This is a genomic window from Cupriavidus sp. GW823-FHT06D04 (genome assembly GCF_058795055.1).
Window position 1 is genome coordinate 74,946 of record NZ_JBXAHL010000006.1, and the last position, 15,080, is coordinate 90,025.

A 15,080-nucleotide genomic window follows, 5' to 3' on the forward strand; every position below is an offset into this window, starting at 1 on the left:
AGACACACAACGCGTGCCGCAGGGCTGTCCTGCGCGCGGCGGGTCCGCGCCATGCAGGCACGGCCGGCCATTATTTGCGTGGCGGCATGGCAGTCACGGACGCAGCCTGCATCCCCGCTTGCCGGGGAGCCGTGCGCCCGCCGCCATCGTCAGCGCGCTCAGGCGCCTTTGTTCTTCGTCGGATCCTTGGCCGCAGGCGCGTGGCTCTTCTTCTTGGTGCTGGTCTTCTTGGCCTTGGCCTTGCCGCTGTCTGCCTTGGCCGGCGCGGCCTTGTCAGTCGACGCTGCCGCCGGCGTGGCCGGGGTGGCAGGCGTCGCCGGAGTCGCAGGCGTCTGCGCCATTGCGCCCGCACCAAACATTGCCATCGACAGCATGACGATCCATTTCTTCATTTCCGTCTCCTCATTTGCCCTGCAGATAGGTATGGCAGGGATGCCTGCCATGACTGGCGCTTCTGGCTCGCGCCCTGTCACCAGCATCAACGAGGAAGGTTCGCGCGCCGTTGACCGGGACAAACCCTGATAGGGAGATGGATAGGGAGCCTTGGATCGCCGGCCGCCGCCAGGCTTACCTGCACAGCTTGCGCAGCAACTCTGCGGCAATCGTGCCGGGGCCAGCGACCTGGAAGGTGCCGTACTGCGGCGCGCGGATCGTATAGAGCGAGTCGCCGCGCGCAAAGCGCTTGCTGTAGAGCGTCTGCTCGACCACGGCGAACATGGACGTGGCGCAGTTCAGCACCATGCGCTTGAGCGACGAGCGGATCGGCTCGCCGCTGGCGGTGCGGATCACGCCCGACGGTGAGTTGCGCATCACCACCACGCCGACTTCGGTGCCCTGGCGGCGCACCGCGGACTGGTCGAAATAGGAAACCACGCCATTGGCACCCATCAGGGGAAGCCATCGCTGCGGATCGGGGGCGGCGGGATCGGGTGCCGCGACCAGCCGGCAGCCTTCCCTGGGCGTGGACCGGAATACCGTGCCGGTGCCGGCGACCTGGCACTCATACAGGCCAGCGGCGGCAGCCGGGCGGGTGGTGCTGGAGGGAACGGGGGACGGTGCCGGCACGGCGCTGCCTTCGGCATGCGCCAGCGGTGCGGCCAGTCCAAGCAGGCAGCCAGCAAACGTGGCTGCGTGCCTAAAAATGCGGAACATCATGGAATTGCCCTCATATAGACGGGAAAAAGCGATCCGCATTGTCGCACAGGAAGCACACATCCCGGCGCGCTTGCATGCCGGAAATGCGTGCAGGCGACGACTTTTCTAGTCGCGCAGGCGCCGCCAGGCCACCAGGTCCTCGATGGTCAGCACCGGCAACTGGTACATCTCGGCAAAGGCCAGCGCCTCCGGCCGGCGTGCCATGGTGCCATCCGGGTTCATCAGCTCGCACAGCACCGCGGCCGGCGACAGGCCTGCCATGCGGGCCAGGTCGACCGAGCCCTCGGTATGGCCGCGGCGCACCAGCACGCCGCCGTCGCGCGCCACCAGCGGAAACACATGGCCCGGGCTGACCACCGCATCGGTGCCCGCGTCCCCGGCAATGGCGGCGCGGATGGTGGTGATGCGATCGGCGGCGCTGACACCCGTGCTGACGCCTTCGCGGGCCTCGATCGATACCGTGAAGGCGGTGCCGTACTGGCTGCGGTTGTGCTCGACCATCGGCCGCAGGCCGAGGCTGCGCACCTTGTCTTCAGTCAGGCACAGGCAGACGATGCCGCTGCATTCGCGGATCATCATCGCCATGTTGGCGTTGGTCAGGCACTCCGCGGCCAGGATCAGGTCGGCCTCGTTCTCGCGGTCGTCATCGTCGAGCAGCACGACCGGGCGGCCTTCGCGCATGGCCTCCAGCGCCTGCGCGATGCGCGCGGCCAGGGAACGGGGGTCGGCATCGGCGGCAAGATCCGCGGACACTTCGGGTACAACAGCTTCGGTGGAAAGGCTAGACATGAAACGCTCCTTGTTCAGCATCAATGGGCGTTCCAGGGGAAGGATCAACGGAGTTGCAGCGCCGCACGCCGCGCCTGAAGCGCAAGCACGAGCGGCCGCGCCCTGCGCGCGGCGCAAGGCAACAGCGAACCGCAAGGCCGGGCAAGGCGCCAAGCCGCGCGGGCAAGCTCCGTCCATCTTCTTTCATCCGGACTATGACCGTCGGCCCTGGCCTCTCACCAGGTCTGCTGACCTCGCACGGGAATGCGAGCGCTCGCGGGCTCGCCGGACACGCACTGCGCGCCGCGGCATACCGCCGGTGGGGACTTTCACCCCGCCCTGAAGACGTAACGAACCGGTGCGGCCATGTAGCCGGCACCGGCCCGCAGATGTTAGCACGATTGTTGTTTTTTTCCTCTCGCGGGCGCTCACCCACGTTCGGCCATGTCCGACCATCGCAAGGTGCCTTCCCGTGTACTACAAATAAGGGGGGGAGGCAGCGCATGTGCAAGCGGTTCCCGCAGTGGCGGCCGCCTCATGCCTTGCCGGACAACAACGCAGCACCTCTTCATCCGTGCTTCCCATGCGCCGACACGAACAAGAAGCCAGACAAGACCGCCGTGTGAGTTGTTCCTCCTTCCATGCGCCCTGCCGGCGTGCGTGGCAACAGCGGGTGCGCCGCACCGTCGCCGCGGGCCTGCTTGCCCTGCCCTTGTGCCTGGCAGCGACGGCGCGCGCCGCGCCTGCCGTGCAGCTTGGCTACGGCTTCGACGATAGCCACGACGTGCAGAAGGCGGAGGTCGCCATGTTGTGGGATTCGGGCTTTGCGTGGGGCAATCCGCAAGGCTGGCAGGTCGACCTGCAATGGGAAGTCAACGTTGCGCGCTGGCGCAGCAGCAGCGACAACCAACCCAACGACCTATGGGAGTTCGGTGCCTCGCCGGTGGTGCGAATCGCATGGTGGCGCCACACCTGGGTGCCCTTCCTTGAGCTGTCGGTCGGGCCGCGCCTGCTGACCAGCACGCACACTTCGGCCGAGCACAACATTGCCACCGCCTTCCAGTTCTCGGACTACGCCGGGATCGGCGTGACAGTCGGCAAGGACCGGCGCTTTACCGCGGGCTACCGCTTCCAGCACCTGTCCAATGCCGGCATCAAGCAGCCCAATCCTGGCACCACCTTCCACGTCATTTACCTGCGCTACCACTTCTGAGCGCCGGCCGCTGCGGCGCGCCCTGCGTTTCAAACAGGGTGCGGGTGGCATCGTCGGCCGGGAAGAAGCATTCGATGCGCAGCTCCTGCAGCGTGATGTCCTGTGGAATGCCGAGCGTGGTCAGCGTCGAGAACAGCGACGCGCGGAACGCACCCGCATGCAGCACCACCGGCAGCAATGGCGCCGGCGGGCCATCGGTGCCGTCGTCCTCGCGCAGCAGCACGCCGCCCGGCCCCACCATGTCAGGGTGCCAGGCAGCGATGCGCCCGAAGATCTCGCGCGCGGTCTGGTCGTGGGCCTGCACCTGCAGCTCCTGCCACACGCGCCGCAGCAGGTAGCGCCCGACCTGGTGCGCGTTCTCGATCACCGGCCACAGGCCCTCTGGATCAAACACGGTCAGCATCAGGTTGATCCGGTGGCTGCCTTCCGTGAGCGATGCAGGCGCGCGCTCCCCCAGCAGGGTATCGAGCATGCGCCGGTAAGCCAGGTTGGCATCCACCAGGTTCCAGAAGCGGTCCAGCACCACGGCCGGGTACGGCTCCTGCTTGGCCAGGATCAGCGCGATCGCCTGCTGCACCATCTGCAGCGGCGGCGAAGCAAGCGCGTGTTCGCTGTATGCCGGGGCAAAGCCGCCGGCCAGCAGCAGCCGGTTGCGCTGGCGCAGCGGCACGCCCAGGCGCTCGGCCAGCGCCAGCACCATCTCGCGGCTGGGGCGGGCGCGGCCGGATTCCAGGAAGGAGATGTGGCGCTGCGACACCCCGGCCGCCAGGGACAACGCCAGCTGGCTGTAACCGCGCTTGCCGCGCCAGTAGCGCAGCAGCCCGGGGAAGTCGAGGGTGGCTTCGGAGGCGGGGGTCAGCGTTTCCATGGCTGCATTACAGCATGCGTTGGGGCGAATGGCCATTACCTGACAGGTAATGGCTCCGATTCAACCACCGCATTCGGATGGCCAGGCCGCGCCGCGCGCACCGCGTCGATCAGCAGGCGCATGGCCGGCGTCGCGGCACGACGCCGGCGCACCACAATCCCATAGGGAACCAACTGCCCTCGCATCGGCACCGGCAGCACTGCCAGCGCTCCCAGCGAGGCGAAGTAGTCCGCGATGGCGCCCGGCACGACAGCAATGCGATCGCTCTCCGCCAGCAGCGGCAGCGTGCCCATGATCGACGAGGTCTCGACAATGTCTTCCGGCAGCGGCACGCGGTTGTCGCGGAAGGTCTGGTCGATGATCTGCCACATCGGCACGGACGCCGGCGGGATGATCCACGGATAGCCAGCCAGGGAAGCCAGACTGACGCTGCGCTTGCCCGCCTGCGGATGGCCGGCGCGCGCCACGATGGCCAGCGACTCCTCGAACAGTGGCTCAAAGTCGAGATCGTCGGCCATCGTCCCCTCGGGGATGCGCCCTATCACCACGTCCAGCGCATCCTGCCGCAGCGCCTGCACCAGCACGTCGCTGGTATCGACCTGCATCACGATATGCAAATGCGGATAGCGCGCCTTGAGCGCGTTGATGACACCGGACAGCACCGAAGGCACCGGGGCCAGGATCGAGCCAAGCCGCACCTTGCCCACCTCGCCGGCTGCGATGGCGGCAAATTCGTCATGCAGGGCATCCAGGTCGGCCAGCACCACGCGCGCGTAGCGGATCAGCGCCTCGCCGAATACCGTCGGCTCGATACCGCGCGCATGGCGCGTGAACAGCAACGTGCCAACCACGCTCTCGAGCTCGCGCAATGCCTTGGTGACGGCTGGCTGGGACAGCGCCATCTGTGCAGCGGCGCGCCGCAGCGAGCGGTGCTCGGCCAGGGCCAGGGCCAGGCGCAGGTGCCGCATATGCAGGCGTTTGCGCAGGGTGGCTGCGCTGGAGAGGGTGGCGGGGAGGTCTGGCATGGTGGCCGCTCAGGAGGGACTTCGGCGAAGATCGGCCTTTATAGCATGCGTGCCTTAGGCAAGCTCTGACGGCTTTGGAGCAGCCTTAGCATCGTTGGCATCGCTTCGCGCCGTCATTTGCGCCGGCGCAATGCGATAGAACCTCGCCGCATTTCCAGCCAGCACGCGCTGTCTGTCCACGGGATCCGGCAGCGCCTCGCACACCATGCCGAGAATCGTGCCGAAGTCCGCACTCAGGCCCGAGACCGGCAGGTTGCTGCCGAACATCGCCCGCTCATGTCCGAAAATCGCCAGCACCTCGCGCACGATGCGGCGGTTGCCCAGCGCATCCCAGCGCCCGCCGGCCAGCCCGAACTCCGACAGCTTGACCGACACATTGGCGCAGGCAGCCAGCGCCTCCATGCCGGCGCGCCAGCAAGCCAGGCCCGCCTCCGAGCGGTCCAGCGGCAGGCCCGCGTGATTGAGCGCGATGGGCACGCCGGGCAAGGCGGCCGCCACCTGGGCCGCCTCGCGCAAGTGCCAGAACGGTACCCGCAGGTCCCACGACAGGCCGTGGCGTTCCAGCCGCGCCAGGTCATCCAGCCAGACCTGGTCCTGCATCGACCCGGGGCGCCCGGCCACCGACTCGCCCGGCGCCGCCGCGTTCAGCGGTTTGCATCGAATCCCCCTGACCCGCGCGAAACCAGCCTGGCGCGCCAGCAGTTCGGCGCACCCGGGAGTCCCGAACGGCGCGTAGGCCACCACCGCCGCAGCCATGCCGGGGCGCCAGTCCTGGCGGTGCACCCACGCAGTCTCGTCGACGGCTTCGCTGCGGTCGCGTTCGGCCTCTACGTGTACGGTAGCAAGTACGGTGACGGCGCTGGTGTCGTACGCATACTGCGCCTCCAGGTAATCGCGGCGCAGGCTCTCGTAGTCGCCGAGAAAGAAAGTCTGCGGCCGGTATTCGTCCTGCAGCCAGGGATAGCGGCCGCGCCCGAGTTGCCACAGGTGGTGGTGGGCGTCGACGATGGCCAGCCCCGGGGGCAGCGCGCCGTTTGCTTCGCGGTTCATCGGCACCGCCTCGGCAACGTGGCAGCCACGGCGCCGGCCAGCACCAGCGCGGCGACCAGCAAGTAGACACCGGCGCCCGCGCCGACGCGCTCGATCAGCACGCCCGCGGCATAGGGACCGCAGAATCCCCCCAGGTTGCCGAGCGCATTGATCACGCCGCGCGCCACACCGGCGTGCTCGGCGGCCAGCAGCCGCGGCGGCAGGGTCCAGAACACCCCCGCAGCGGACTGCAGGAAGAAGCCGCTGCCGACCAGCAGGCCATAGGACACCCAGGTATTGTCGTGCCACCACACCGAACCGGCCAGGCAGGCAGCGAAACCCAGCAGCGGCCAGACCACGAAGGCCTTGCGCCGGCCGGTGCGGTCGGACAGCGAAGACATCGCGAGGATGCCGGCCATGGTACCCAGGTACGGCAGCACGGCCAGCATGCCGACCTGCCCCATGCCGCCTCCGGTCAGGCCTTTCAGGATGGTGGGCAGCCACAGCGTGTAGCCGTAGATCCCCATCTGATAGAGAAAATTGACGGCGATCAGGCGCCAGATCACATCCTGCGACAAGATGTGCGCCAACACCGCCCGCGTGCTGCCCGCGCCCTGCCCCACGTTCGCACCAGCCGCGGCTGCCTGCTGCTCTTCCTCGCGCAGGCGGGCCAGCAGATAAGCCTTCTCTTCGGCGGAAATCCAGCGCGCCTGGTCCGGCCGGTCACAGGCCAGCTTCCACCACACGCCGAGGCAGGCCAGCGAAATCAGGCCTTCCACGATAAACAGCCAGCGCCAGTCGAGCGCCGCGATCACCAGCCCCGACAGCGGCGCGGTGATGATGCCGGCGATCGGCACGAACAGGATCACCAGGGCGTTGGCGCGTCCGCGCTCGTGGTCGGGAAACCAGTTGCCGACCATGGTCAGCACCACCGGCAGCATGCCGCCCTCGGCCACCCCCAGCGCAAAGCGCAGGATCAGCAGTTCGGTCTCGTTGCGCACCAGGCCGGTCAACACGGAAATGACGGCCCAGGCCAGCATCGACCAGGCGATGAAGTTGCGCCCACTGCCGCGCACGGCCAGCTTGCCGCCGGGGATCTGCAGGAACAGATAGCCGACAAAGAAAATGCCGCCGGCCAGGCCGGCCATGCTGGCACCGATACCGAGCGCGTCGCCCATCCCGCCCGGCATCGCGAAGGCGATATTGACGCGATCCATGTACGAGACGATGCAGACCATCAGGATCGGCGGGATGATGCGCCACCAGCGCTGGGCGGGGATGCCGGGCGCACCGGTGAGAGGTGTCGCGTCGATGGCGACGGACGTACCGGCGCCGGCTTGGTCCAAGCCTTTCATACTCTGTCTCCGTATGGATTTCTGGGTATCAGCCGCCGGCATCTGCGCTGCCTTCGCGGCCTTGTCGGTTGAAACGACCGGGTGCTACTGCGGCGGCAAAGCCAGGATGGCAAGACCGTCCGGTTCCTTGCCGGTGGTGAAGGCATGGCGCAGGGTCAGGCCAGGCAGGTCAAGCTGGCCGACGGTGTGGTCGTTGAGCGCGACATAGGCGCGGCTCGGGTCAGCCGGATGGAAGGCGAGCGCGATCGGCTTGGCGCCGGTATCGACCCGACCGGTCTCCGCGAGCGTGTCGGGGTCGAAAATGCGGATGCTGCGCTCGCCGTAGTTGAGTACGAACAGGCGGTTGTCCGGCGACCAGTAGATGCGAGTGGGGTCCTCGCCCGTCGGCACCGTGCGCACCACTTCCATCGTGCGCGCGTCCAGCCGGGTGAGACTGTGGTCGTCGCGGCTGGCAACGTAGAGCGCCGCTTCGTCGCGGCTCAGGCAACAGCCCTCGGGGCGCCTGCCGGCGTTGGCCGCGCGCGGTGCGCGGGTGGCATCGTAGGGGTGCACCAGTGTCACGGTATGCGACAGCAGGTTGGTCACGTAGGCACGCTCGCCATCGGCCGACAACACAAACAGATGGCTCTTGACCCCGCCCGCCGGCACCGCGCGGTCCGGCACCGGGCGCTCTAGTGGGGCCTCGAACACGAGCAGCATATTGTCGCGCTCGCTCAGCGCATAGACGCGCCCTTGCCGGTCAATCTGCAGGCCATGGATGCGGTGATAGGGCGAGCAATCGAGCTGCGCCCTGACCGCGCCGCTCACCAGGTCGACCGCGATCACCATGGCGCCGCCGTCGCCGGCATGTGCGAAGGTCTGCACACCATAGTGGCCGACGTAGCCGCACAGGCGCTCGCGGTCCACCACGAATTCATGGGGATAGTCCGGCAACTGCACGCTGAAGCGGCGCTTGCCGCCTGCCAGTTCGTAAGCGCTGAAGCTATGGCCGAATTTCTCCACCAGCACGGCCGTCCATCGGTTGTCCATTCTGTCTCCTTGTGATTCGCACGCCTGTCGGATCCAGGCTTTTCGTAATGGGGCACAGGTAGTGCCACGGACAGAAGTTTGGCGCGGCCGACGATAACTATCTATTGAATATTAGGCATCGAGCTATCTCCGCTGGTTATCGCTAAGCGACCGGAGCAGCCGCCACCATCGCCAGGCTGCCCGGCGCCGTGTCGTCATGCGCGGATGGTATGCTTGGTGCTTTCAACTCACACGCAAAGGGCGCGTACCCTGATGGAAATTGCCATACTACTGGCGCTGATTCTGCTCAACGGCCTGTTCGCGATGTCCGAGATCGCGCTGGTCACGGCCCGTAAGGCACGTCTGCAGCGCCAGATCGAGAACGGTGACCGCGGCGCGATTGCCGCGGTCCAGCTGGGCGAGGACCCCACGCGCTTCCTGTCCACGGTGCAGATCGGCATCACGTCGATCGGCGTGCTCAATGGCGTGGTCGGAGAATCCACGCTGGCGCAGCCGCTGGGCCTCTGGCTGCAGGGCTTCGGCTTGTCGCCGAACACCTCCGGCTATGTGGCGACCGCCATCGTGGTGGCCGGCCTGACCTACTTTTCCATCGTGCTGGGCGAACTGGTGCCCAAGCGCCTGGGCCAGATGGCCCCGGAAGCGATCGCGCGGCTGGTGGCGCGCCCGATCGGCTGGCTGGCCGTGGCCTCCACCCCGTTCGTCAAGCTGCTGTCCAGCTCCACGCGGCTGGTGCTGCGGATGCTGGGCACCAAGGTCGACCGCGGCCCGGGCGTGACCGAGGAAGAAATCCACGCACTGCTGGTCGAGGGCTCCGAGGCCGGCGTGATCGAGCAGCACGAGCACACCATGGTGCGCAACGTGTTCCGGCTGGACGACCGCCAGCTGGCATCGCTGATGGTGCCGCGCGGCGATGTCGTGTACCTGGACGTCGAAGAGACGCTGGATGAAAACCTGCACCGCATCGAAGAGTCCGACCATTCGCGCTTTCCGGTGGTGCGCGGCGGCATGCACGACATCATCGGCGTGGTCAGCGCGCGCCAGCTGCTGGCGCGCCGGCTGCGCGGCGAGGAAGCCGACCTGAAGGCCGCGGCGCAGCCGGCGGTGTTCGTGCCCGAGAGCGTGACCGGCATGGAACTGCTGGAGAATTTCCGCGGCTCCGGCGGCCAGATGGCCTTTGTCATCGACGAATACGGCGAAGTGCTGGGCCTGGTCACGCTGCAGGACCTGATCGAGGCCATCACCGGCGAATTCAAGGCCGACGCCGCCGGCGAGGAATGGGCGGTGCAGCGCGACGACGGCTCGTGGCTGCTCGACGGCCTGATCCCGATCCCGGAACTGAAGGACCGCATCGGCCTGCGCCAGGTGCCGGAAGAAGAAAAAGAGCGCTACCACACCCTGTCCGGCATGCTGCTCCTGCTGCTGGGCCGCCTGCCGCAGATCGCCGACAGCGTGCAATGGGGCGACTGGCGCTTCGAGATCGTCGACATGGACGGCAAACGCATCGACAAGGTGCTGGCCGCGCGCCTGCCCCCGCAGGAAGGTCCTGAGGAAGAGACCACCGGCTGATCAGGCCAGCCAGTCGGCCGCTGCCGGATTCCGGCGGTGGCGTCAATCCAGGATCACGGTCAATTCCGACCATATTGATCCATATTAAGTTGCAGGTTGCGACCAAGTCACCTTGGCGCAATTTGCAATGTTCCGCCCCCTCCCCTTCGCTTATGATCCGCCTGTGCGGCCCGCATGCGGCCGTGGCAGGCATGGATCACCAGGGCCTAACGACAAGCGCCGGCGGCCGCCCCAGCGGCCAGCCGAACGACCAAATCTGATACCGGGGAGACGCGGGCATCGCACGGCCATCAACAGGCTGCCCGCAAGACCATCCATGCATCCTGATGCCGATGACATCGCCGCGGCCGCGGGCGCACCTGGCGCGATGCAGCCGTCCGCCCTGGTGTCCGCGCTTGCGGCACGCCGCTCCGGCACCGGGCAGCCAGCGACGATCCTTTCTATCCGCCTGGACCGCTTTGCCAGCGCCTGCGAAACCCTGGGGCCCCGGCGCGCAGCGAGGCTGCGGGCCATCGTGCAGGCACGCATCGCCTGCCTGCTGCCGCCTGGCGCCATCATGCACTGGATGGCGGCGGCAGACCTGGTGGTCATTACCGCGCTGCCGGACGGCGTGCCCGACCCCGGCCCGGTGGCCAGCCGGCTGGCCGACGACCTGTCCCGGCCGTTCGCGCTGGACGGCTTCGAGCTGTTTATTTCGTGCAGCATCGGCGTGGCCACCGACCATCCGGATATCCCGGCGGAACGCAGCCTGCAGCAGGCCCTGGACGCCATGCTGCGGGTCGATCGACGGGGGGGCGACGGCCTGGCGCGCGCCGAAAAGCCCGCCGCGCCGCCGACCGCGCCCCTGCTGGCAGCCCTGCCCGATGCGCTGGAGCGCGGCGAACTGAGCCTGCAGCTGCAGCCGCGCGCCGACTTCGCCAGCGCCGTGGTCAGCGGCTACACCGTGCGGCTGCGCTGGCACCATCCGGCGCTCGGGCGCGTGGCGCCGCAGGATTTCCTGCCGGCGGTGGAGTCGCTGGGGCTGGTCGGCCGGATTGGCAGCTGGCTGCTGGAAAGCGTGCTGCCGCTGGTACGCGCCGCCGAAAACGTGGCCCCGCTGCAATTCACCCTGCTGGCCTCCAGCGCCCAGCTGCACCGCCCGCAGATGGTGGAGGCACTGGCCCACGCCATCGACGCAGGCGGCATCGCACCGGACCGCCTGTGCATCGAAGTGTCGGCCAGCGCGGTGCCGGCCGACGCCGACATCATTGCCCGCGTTGCCGCCCTGCGCCGGCGCGGGCTGCAACTGACGCTGGGCGATTTCGACGACAGCCCGGGCTGCCGCCAGTTGCTGGCGGCGCTGCACCCGGACAGCGTCACGCTGGACGCCCGCCGGCTGGGCCATGCACCCCGGCCCGGTGATTCCGCCAACCGTGCCGACAGCCTGCACGCCGCCTGCCGGCTGGCCCGGGGCGCCGGCGTGTCGGTCTGTGCCAAGGGGGTCGAGACCCACCAGCAGCTCGAGGCCGTGCGTGCCTGGGGCTGCCACAGCGTGCAGGGCTACCTACTGGCGCAGCCATTCCCCGCGGCCTGGCTGCTCCAGACCCATGCGGCGATCCAGCAACGCGCGCGGGAGCTGCTGGCGCCCCACGCCTGAGAGGCGGCTGGCGTTGCGGCCGTTGCACGATTTACAAATTGGCACATACCAGATGTCAAACCCGCTCACAGCAGCGGTAAAATCGGCGCAAATCCCTCAATCCCTGAATCTCTCGATTCTTGAAATCTTCGAAAGGAGCCCGGCGTGAAGAAAGGTTGGATCTGGTGCGTTTTGTTTGCCACCCTGTTGGCTGGATGCAACACGATGGCGGGGCTCGGCCAGGACATTCAGCGCGGTGGCCAGAAGCTTGAAAGCTCGGCGGACCGTCACAAGTAAGCCGCCAGCCCCCCAAGTCTGATGCGGCCCGGACCGCGTCGATATGAAAACGGCACGCCGAATGGCGTGCCGTTTCCTTTTGCGCTGCCGGTGCTCAGCCCTTGTTGCGCAGTGCCCTGGCCTGCTCGGCCAGCGTGCGGATGCGGCCCCAGTCGCCGCTGGCGACGGCGTCCTTGGGCACCACCCATGAACCGCCCACGCACACCACGTTGGGCAGCGCCAGGTAGGTCGGCGCCAGCGCGGCGTCGATGCCGCCCGTCGGGCAGAAGCGCAGCTGCGGCAGCGGCCCGCCCAGCGACTTCAGCATCGGCACGCCGCCCGCGGCCTGCGCCGGGAAGAACTTGAGAAAGGTGAAGCCGGCTTCCAGCGCCGCCATCGCCTCACTCGCGGTGGCCACGCCCGGCAGCAGCGAGATGCCCGCGCCCTGCGCGCCCTCGGCCAGCGCCGGGGTCAGGCCGGGCGAGACGGCAAACTGCGCGCCCGCATCGCGCACGGCGTGCAGCTGCTCGACGTTCAGTACCGTGCCGGCACCGACGCAGGCCTGCGGCAAGGCTGCCGCCACCGCCCTGATCGCTTCCAGCGCCACCGGCGTACGCAGCGTGATCTCAAGCAGCGGCAAGCCGCCGGTGACCAGTGCCTCGCTGACGTGCAGGGCCTCGTCGACCGAGTGGAACTCCAGCACCGGGATCACCGGCACATCGGCAAGGCGTTGAAGCAGCGGGGAAGTCTGGTTTTGCATGGCTGTCTCGGAATAAGGAGTGCAGAAGAAGCAGGGGTTCAGGGAAGCAGGAGTTTCAGGCCAACCGGGTCACGCGATCACCGACACTGACTGCGCCAACCGGCCCAGCACGGTCTGGGCGTCGGGGATCGGCGCCACCGCGCCATAACCAGTGGTAGACAGCGCGGCGGCCACGTTGGCATAGCGCGCCGCCTCGAACGGATCGGCACCCGCGGCCAGGCGCGCGACAAAGCTGCCGCCGAAGCAGTCGCCGGCGCCGGTGGCATCGATCGGCTTGACCGGATAAGGCGGCACCAGCGCGCGCGACTCGGGCGTGGCCACATAGGAGCCCTCTTCGCCCAGCTTCAGCGCGACCAGGCCGATGCCGCAGCCCAGCAGGTAGTCGACGATGGCGTCGCGGTCGTCCAGCCCGGTCAGCACGGTGATGTCATCCCAGCTGGGCAGGCACACATCGGTCAGCATGAGGGCCTCGCGCATGATGCCGCGCGCGCGTGCCAGCGACCAAAGCCGCAAGCGCAGGTTGGTGTCCAGCGTGACCTTGGTGCCGGCCTTGCGCGCATGCTCCATCGCGTCCAGCCCGGCATCGCAGGCGCTGGTGCTGATGGCCAGGCTGATGCCCGACAGGTGCAGGTAGCGCGCCGCGGCGATCGCGCCGAGCGGCAGATGCTCATGCTGGTAGCGGCTGGCGGCAGAGCCTTCGCGCAGGTAGTCGAAGCGGTGGCCGTGGTTGTCGTGCGAGACAAAGTAGACCCCGGTAGGCGCGCTCGGGTCGACGCGCACGTGGCGGGTATCGACCCGCTCCTGCGTCCACAGCGCGCGCAAGCGCTCGCCGAAGGTGTCGGCGCCGACCGCGCAGATATAGCCGGTGCTGGCGCCCTGGCGCGCAGCCGCAATGCAGAAGTTGGAAGTGTCGCCGCCAAAGCCTTGCAGGTAGCGCGACGGATCGTCGGGCTGCTGGTTGAACTCCACCAGCGGTTCGCCGTAGGCCAGGATGTCGATGCTCATGGGGCTGCCTGCCTCAGAAGAAGGTTTGCACGATGTCGATCACGCGCATGTCGCGGTCCAGCACCGGGATATGGCGCCACTTGTCGAAAGTCAGGCATGGGTGCGAGATATCGAAGGCGATCATGTCGCCGACCTGAACGTCGTCGCCCGGCTTGACCTGCAGGTAGGCGTGCTGGTCCATCATGCCGGTGACTTCCCAGTGCGCGGGCACGTCCACCGGCGCCTCGGTGCCGGGCCGGTACAGCCGTGCCGGGATCGGCATGCCGGCGTCGAAGGCCGCATCGCGCTTGCCCATGCCGATGATGACGCGGTCCGGCTCAGGGATCGACTGCACATAGGCCCACAGCTGCAGCGCCGGCAGCAGGCCCTCGCGCATCTTCTGCGCGACCGGGTTGCTGGCCAGGATGCGCTGCTGCGCGGCGCGGTAGATGCCCACGTCGTGCGTCAGGTAGCAGCCGGGGCGCAGCACGATGTCGATCGGCGCGCCGATCTCGGTGCGCGCGAATTCCTCGGCCACCACGTCGTACCAGGCCGAGCCCGCGCCCGACATCACCACAGGGCTGCGGCCGAAGCGGCCTTCCCGTGCCAGCCGCCGCGTCACCGCCACGGTGCGCTGCAGGAACTTGCGGATATCGGCTTCTTCCTTGAGCACGCCTTCATAGATCTCGACGCCGGCCAGCGACAGCGCCTGCGGCCAGCGCGCCAGCGCGTCCAGCACGGCCTGCTGCTGCGCGTCGTCGCGCACGCCGGTGCGCCCGCCTTCCACGCCCAGCTCCAGCAGCACCTGCAGCTTCTGCCCGCGCTCCTGGAAGAACTTGCCGAGCTGGTCGACCAGCGCGGCCGAGTCCACCAGCGCGAAGAATTCGAAATCCGGATCGCGCAGCAGGTCAGCGATGATTTCCATATTGCGCCGGCCCACCAGCTGGTTGGCCATCAGCACGCGTTTGACGCCGTGCGCATGCGCGGCCGCGGTCTGGTGCGCAGTGGCCAGCGTGATGCCCCACGCGCCGGCGCCGAGCTGGCGCGCAAACAGCTTGGGCGCCATGGTGGTCTTGCCGTGCGGCGCAAGCTGCACGCCGTATTCGTTCATGAAGCGGCGCATCCATTCCAGGTTGTGCGCAAGCCGGTCTTCATAGAGCACCGCGGCCGGCAGGCTCAACTCTTCCTGCAACAAGTTCCAGCCGGTCTGGCCGGCCGCATCCGGGGCGATCGGGCCTTCCATCCGGCCCAGTGCCTTGTTGAGCGGATCGATCACGCCGGCCTGATACTTTATTTCACGCATGCTTGTCATCACCCTGAAAAAATCTGATTGACGTAATGATAGCCCTGAAAATAAGATATTTCATCCTTGTTATAAAGTAACACGCAGATGCCCGGAAGGGCTAGCCGGGACAACGCGACTGGCACCCGCCACGT

General features: G+C 67.8%; 15 protein-coding genes and 1 riboswitch. Of the genes, 4 read left to right on the plus strand and 11 right to left on the minus strand.

The window, feature by feature from the left end; genetic code table 11:
- Positions 1–158: 158 nt before the first annotated feature.
- The 3 genes from AC1Q7H_RS11115 to ribB all read right to left on the minus strand — a co-directional run bounded on the left by AC1Q7H_RS11115 (position 159) and on the right by ribB (position 1,944).
- Positions 159–392 carry a hypothetical protein gene (locus tag AC1Q7H_RS11115; RefSeq protein ID WP_013952860.1) on the minus strand — a complete coding sequence of 78 codons (234 nt, stop codon included), beginning with the start codon at positions 390–392 and terminating at the stop codon, positions 159–161.
- A 175-nt stretch (positions 393–567) separates the two neighbouring features.
- On the minus strand, positions 568–1,155 hold the full coding sequence (locus AC1Q7H_RS11120; protein ID WP_153955722.1) for a surface-adhesin E family protein: 588 nt from the start codon (positions 1,153–1,155) through the stop codon (positions 568–570).
- A 105-nt stretch (positions 1,156–1,260) separates the two neighbouring features.
- Positions 1,261–1,944, minus strand: a complete 684-nt coding sequence (gene ribB / locus AC1Q7H_RS11125) for a 3,4-dihydroxy-2-butanone-4-phosphate synthase (protein WP_492377980.1) — start codon at positions 1,942–1,944, stop codon at positions 1,261–1,263.
- 171 nt (positions 1,945–2,115) lie between these two features.
- Positions 2,116–2,274, minus strand: a riboswitch (FMN riboswitch).
- Between the two features lie 322 nt (positions 2,275–2,596).
- Here ribB and AC1Q7H_RS11130 point away from each other — a divergent pair.
- Positions 2,597–3,136 carry an acyloxyacyl hydrolase gene (locus AC1Q7H_RS11130; RefSeq protein ID WP_041228622.1) on the plus strand — a complete coding sequence of 180 codons (540 nt, stop codon included), beginning with the start codon at positions 2,597–2,599 and terminating at the stop codon, positions 3,134–3,136.
- Here the strand turns inward: AC1Q7H_RS11130 and AC1Q7H_RS11135 are convergent.
- The 5 genes from AC1Q7H_RS11135 to AC1Q7H_RS11155 form a co-directional block, all read right to left on the minus strand.
- A complete protein-coding gene (locus AC1Q7H_RS11135) occupies positions 3,111–4,004 on the minus strand; it encodes a helix-turn-helix domain-containing protein (protein ID WP_041228621.1) in 894 nt (297 codons plus the stop codon). The two genes, AC1Q7H_RS11130 and AC1Q7H_RS11135, sit on opposite strands and share 26 nt — an antisense overlap.
- A 35-nt stretch (positions 4,005–4,039) precedes the next feature.
- Positions 4,040–5,029: a LysR family transcriptional regulator gene (locus AC1Q7H_RS11140; RefSeq protein ID WP_492381311.1), complete on the minus strand. Its 990-nt coding sequence runs from the start codon at positions 5,027–5,029 to the stop codon at positions 4,040–4,042.
- Positions 5,030–5,083: 54 nt separating this feature from the next.
- Positions 5,084–6,079, minus strand: coding sequence for an amidohydrolase family protein (locus AC1Q7H_RS11145; RefSeq protein ID WP_153955718.1), 996 nt, complete (start codon positions 6,077–6,079; stop codon positions 5,084–5,086).
- Positions 6,076–7,413: an MFS transporter gene (locus AC1Q7H_RS11150; RefSeq protein WP_492381312.1), complete on the minus strand. Its 1,338-nt coding sequence runs from the start codon at positions 7,411–7,413 to the stop codon at positions 6,076–6,078. Before AC1Q7H_RS11150 ends, AC1Q7H_RS11145 begins: the two co-directional genes overlap by 4 nt.
- A gap of 84 nt (positions 7,414–7,497) precedes the next feature.
- Positions 7,498–8,442 carry a YncE family protein gene (locus tag AC1Q7H_RS11155; protein ID WP_153955717.1) on the minus strand — a complete coding sequence of 315 codons (945 nt, stop codon included), beginning with the start codon at positions 8,440–8,442 and terminating at the stop codon, positions 7,498–7,500.
- A 252-nt stretch (positions 8,443–8,694) separates the two neighbouring features.
- On the opposite strand from AC1Q7H_RS11155, the gene AC1Q7H_RS11160 reads away from it, so the two are divergent.
- The 3 genes from AC1Q7H_RS11160 (at position 8,695) to AC1Q7H_RS11170 (ending at position 11,920) form a co-directional block, all read left to right on the plus strand.
- Positions 8,695–10,008, plus strand: coding sequence for a hemolysin family protein (locus tag AC1Q7H_RS11160; RefSeq protein ID WP_041228620.1), 1,314 nt, complete (start codon positions 8,695–8,697; stop codon positions 10,006–10,008).
- A 316-nt stretch (positions 10,009–10,324) separates the two neighbouring features.
- Positions 10,325–11,644, plus strand: coding sequence for a GGDEF domain-containing protein (locus AC1Q7H_RS11165; protein ID WP_041228619.1), 1,320 nt, complete (start codon positions 10,325–10,327; stop codon positions 11,642–11,644).
- Positions 11,645–11,788: 144 nt separating this feature from the next.
- On the plus strand, positions 11,789–11,920 hold the full coding sequence (locus AC1Q7H_RS11170; RefSeq protein WP_010814145.1) for an entericidin A/B family lipoprotein: 132 nt from the start codon (positions 11,789–11,791) through the stop codon (positions 11,918–11,920).
- A 94-nt stretch (positions 11,921–12,014) separates the two neighbouring features.
- On the opposite strand, the gene AC1Q7H_RS11175 is transcribed toward AC1Q7H_RS11170, so the two are convergent.
- From AC1Q7H_RS11175 to AC1Q7H_RS11185, 3 genes are all read right to left on the minus strand, one after another.
- Positions 12,015–12,659: a bifunctional 4-hydroxy-2-oxoglutarate aldolase/2-dehydro-3-deoxy-phosphogluconate aldolase gene (locus tag AC1Q7H_RS11175; protein WP_013952849.1), complete on the minus strand. Its 645-nt coding sequence runs from the start codon at positions 12,657–12,659 to the stop codon at positions 12,015–12,017.
- Positions 12,660–12,728: 69 nt separating this feature from the next.
- Positions 12,729–13,664: a sugar kinase gene (locus AC1Q7H_RS11180; RefSeq protein WP_013952848.1), complete on the minus strand. Its 936-nt coding sequence runs from the start codon at positions 13,662–13,664 to the stop codon at positions 12,729–12,731.
- 13 nt (positions 13,665–13,677) lie between these two features.
- Positions 13,678–14,946, minus strand: a complete 1,269-nt coding sequence (locus AC1Q7H_RS11185) for an amino acid deaminase (protein ID WP_013952847.1) — start codon at positions 14,944–14,946, stop codon at positions 13,678–13,680.
- Positions 14,947–15,080 lie beyond the last annotated feature (134 nt).

Excerpts from the sequence above, each read along its gene's own strand:
- AC1Q7H_RS11145 (WP_153955718.1), bottom strand. The coding sequence starts at position 6,079 with ATGAACCGCGAAGCAAACGGCGCGCTGCCCCCGGGGCTGGCCATCGTC.
- AC1Q7H_RS11155 (WP_153955717.1), bottom strand. The coding sequence starts at position 8,442 with ATGGACAACCGATGGACGGCCGTGCTGGTGGAGAAATTCGGCCATAGC.
- AC1Q7H_RS11185 (WP_013952847.1), bottom strand. The coding sequence starts at position 14,946 with ATGCGTGAAATAAAGTATCAGGCCGGCGTGATCGATCCGCTCAACAAG.
- AC1Q7H_RS11180 (WP_013952848.1), bottom strand. The coding sequence starts at position 13,664 with ATGAGCATCGACATCCTGGCCTACGGCGAACCGCTGGTGGAGTTCAAC.
- AC1Q7H_RS11160 (WP_041228620.1), top strand. The coding sequence starts at position 8,695 with ATGGAAATTGCCATACTACTGGCGCTGATTCTGCTCAACGGCCTGTTC.
- AC1Q7H_RS11120 (WP_153955722.1), bottom strand. The coding sequence starts at position 1,155 with ATGATGTTCCGCATTTTTAGGCACGCAGCCACGTTTGCTGGCTGCCTG.
- ribB (WP_492377980.1), bottom strand. The coding sequence starts at position 1,944 with ATGTCTAGCCTTTCCACCGAAGCTGTTGTACCCGAAGTGTCCGCGGAT.
- AC1Q7H_RS11165 (WP_041228619.1), top strand. The coding sequence starts at position 10,325 with ATGCATCCTGATGCCGATGACATCGCCGCGGCCGCGGGCGCACCTGGC.
- AC1Q7H_RS11175 (WP_013952849.1), bottom strand. The coding sequence starts at position 12,659 with ATGCAAAACCAGACTTCCCCGCTGCTTCAACGCCTTGCCGATGTGCCG.
- AC1Q7H_RS11115 (WP_013952860.1), bottom strand. The coding sequence starts at position 392 with ATGAAGAAATGGATCGTCATGCTGTCGATGGCAATGTTTGGTGCGGGC.
- AC1Q7H_RS11150 (WP_492381312.1), bottom strand. The coding sequence starts at position 7,413 with ATGAAAGGCTTGGACCAAGCCGGCGCCGGTACGTCCGTCGCCATCGAC.
- AC1Q7H_RS11140 (WP_492381311.1), bottom strand. The coding sequence starts at position 5,029 with ATGCCAGACCTCCCCGCCACCCTCTCCAGCGCAGCCACCCTGCGCAAA.
- AC1Q7H_RS11135 (WP_041228621.1), bottom strand. The coding sequence starts at position 4,004 with ATGGAAACGCTGACCCCCGCCTCCGAAGCCACCCTCGACTTCCCCGGG.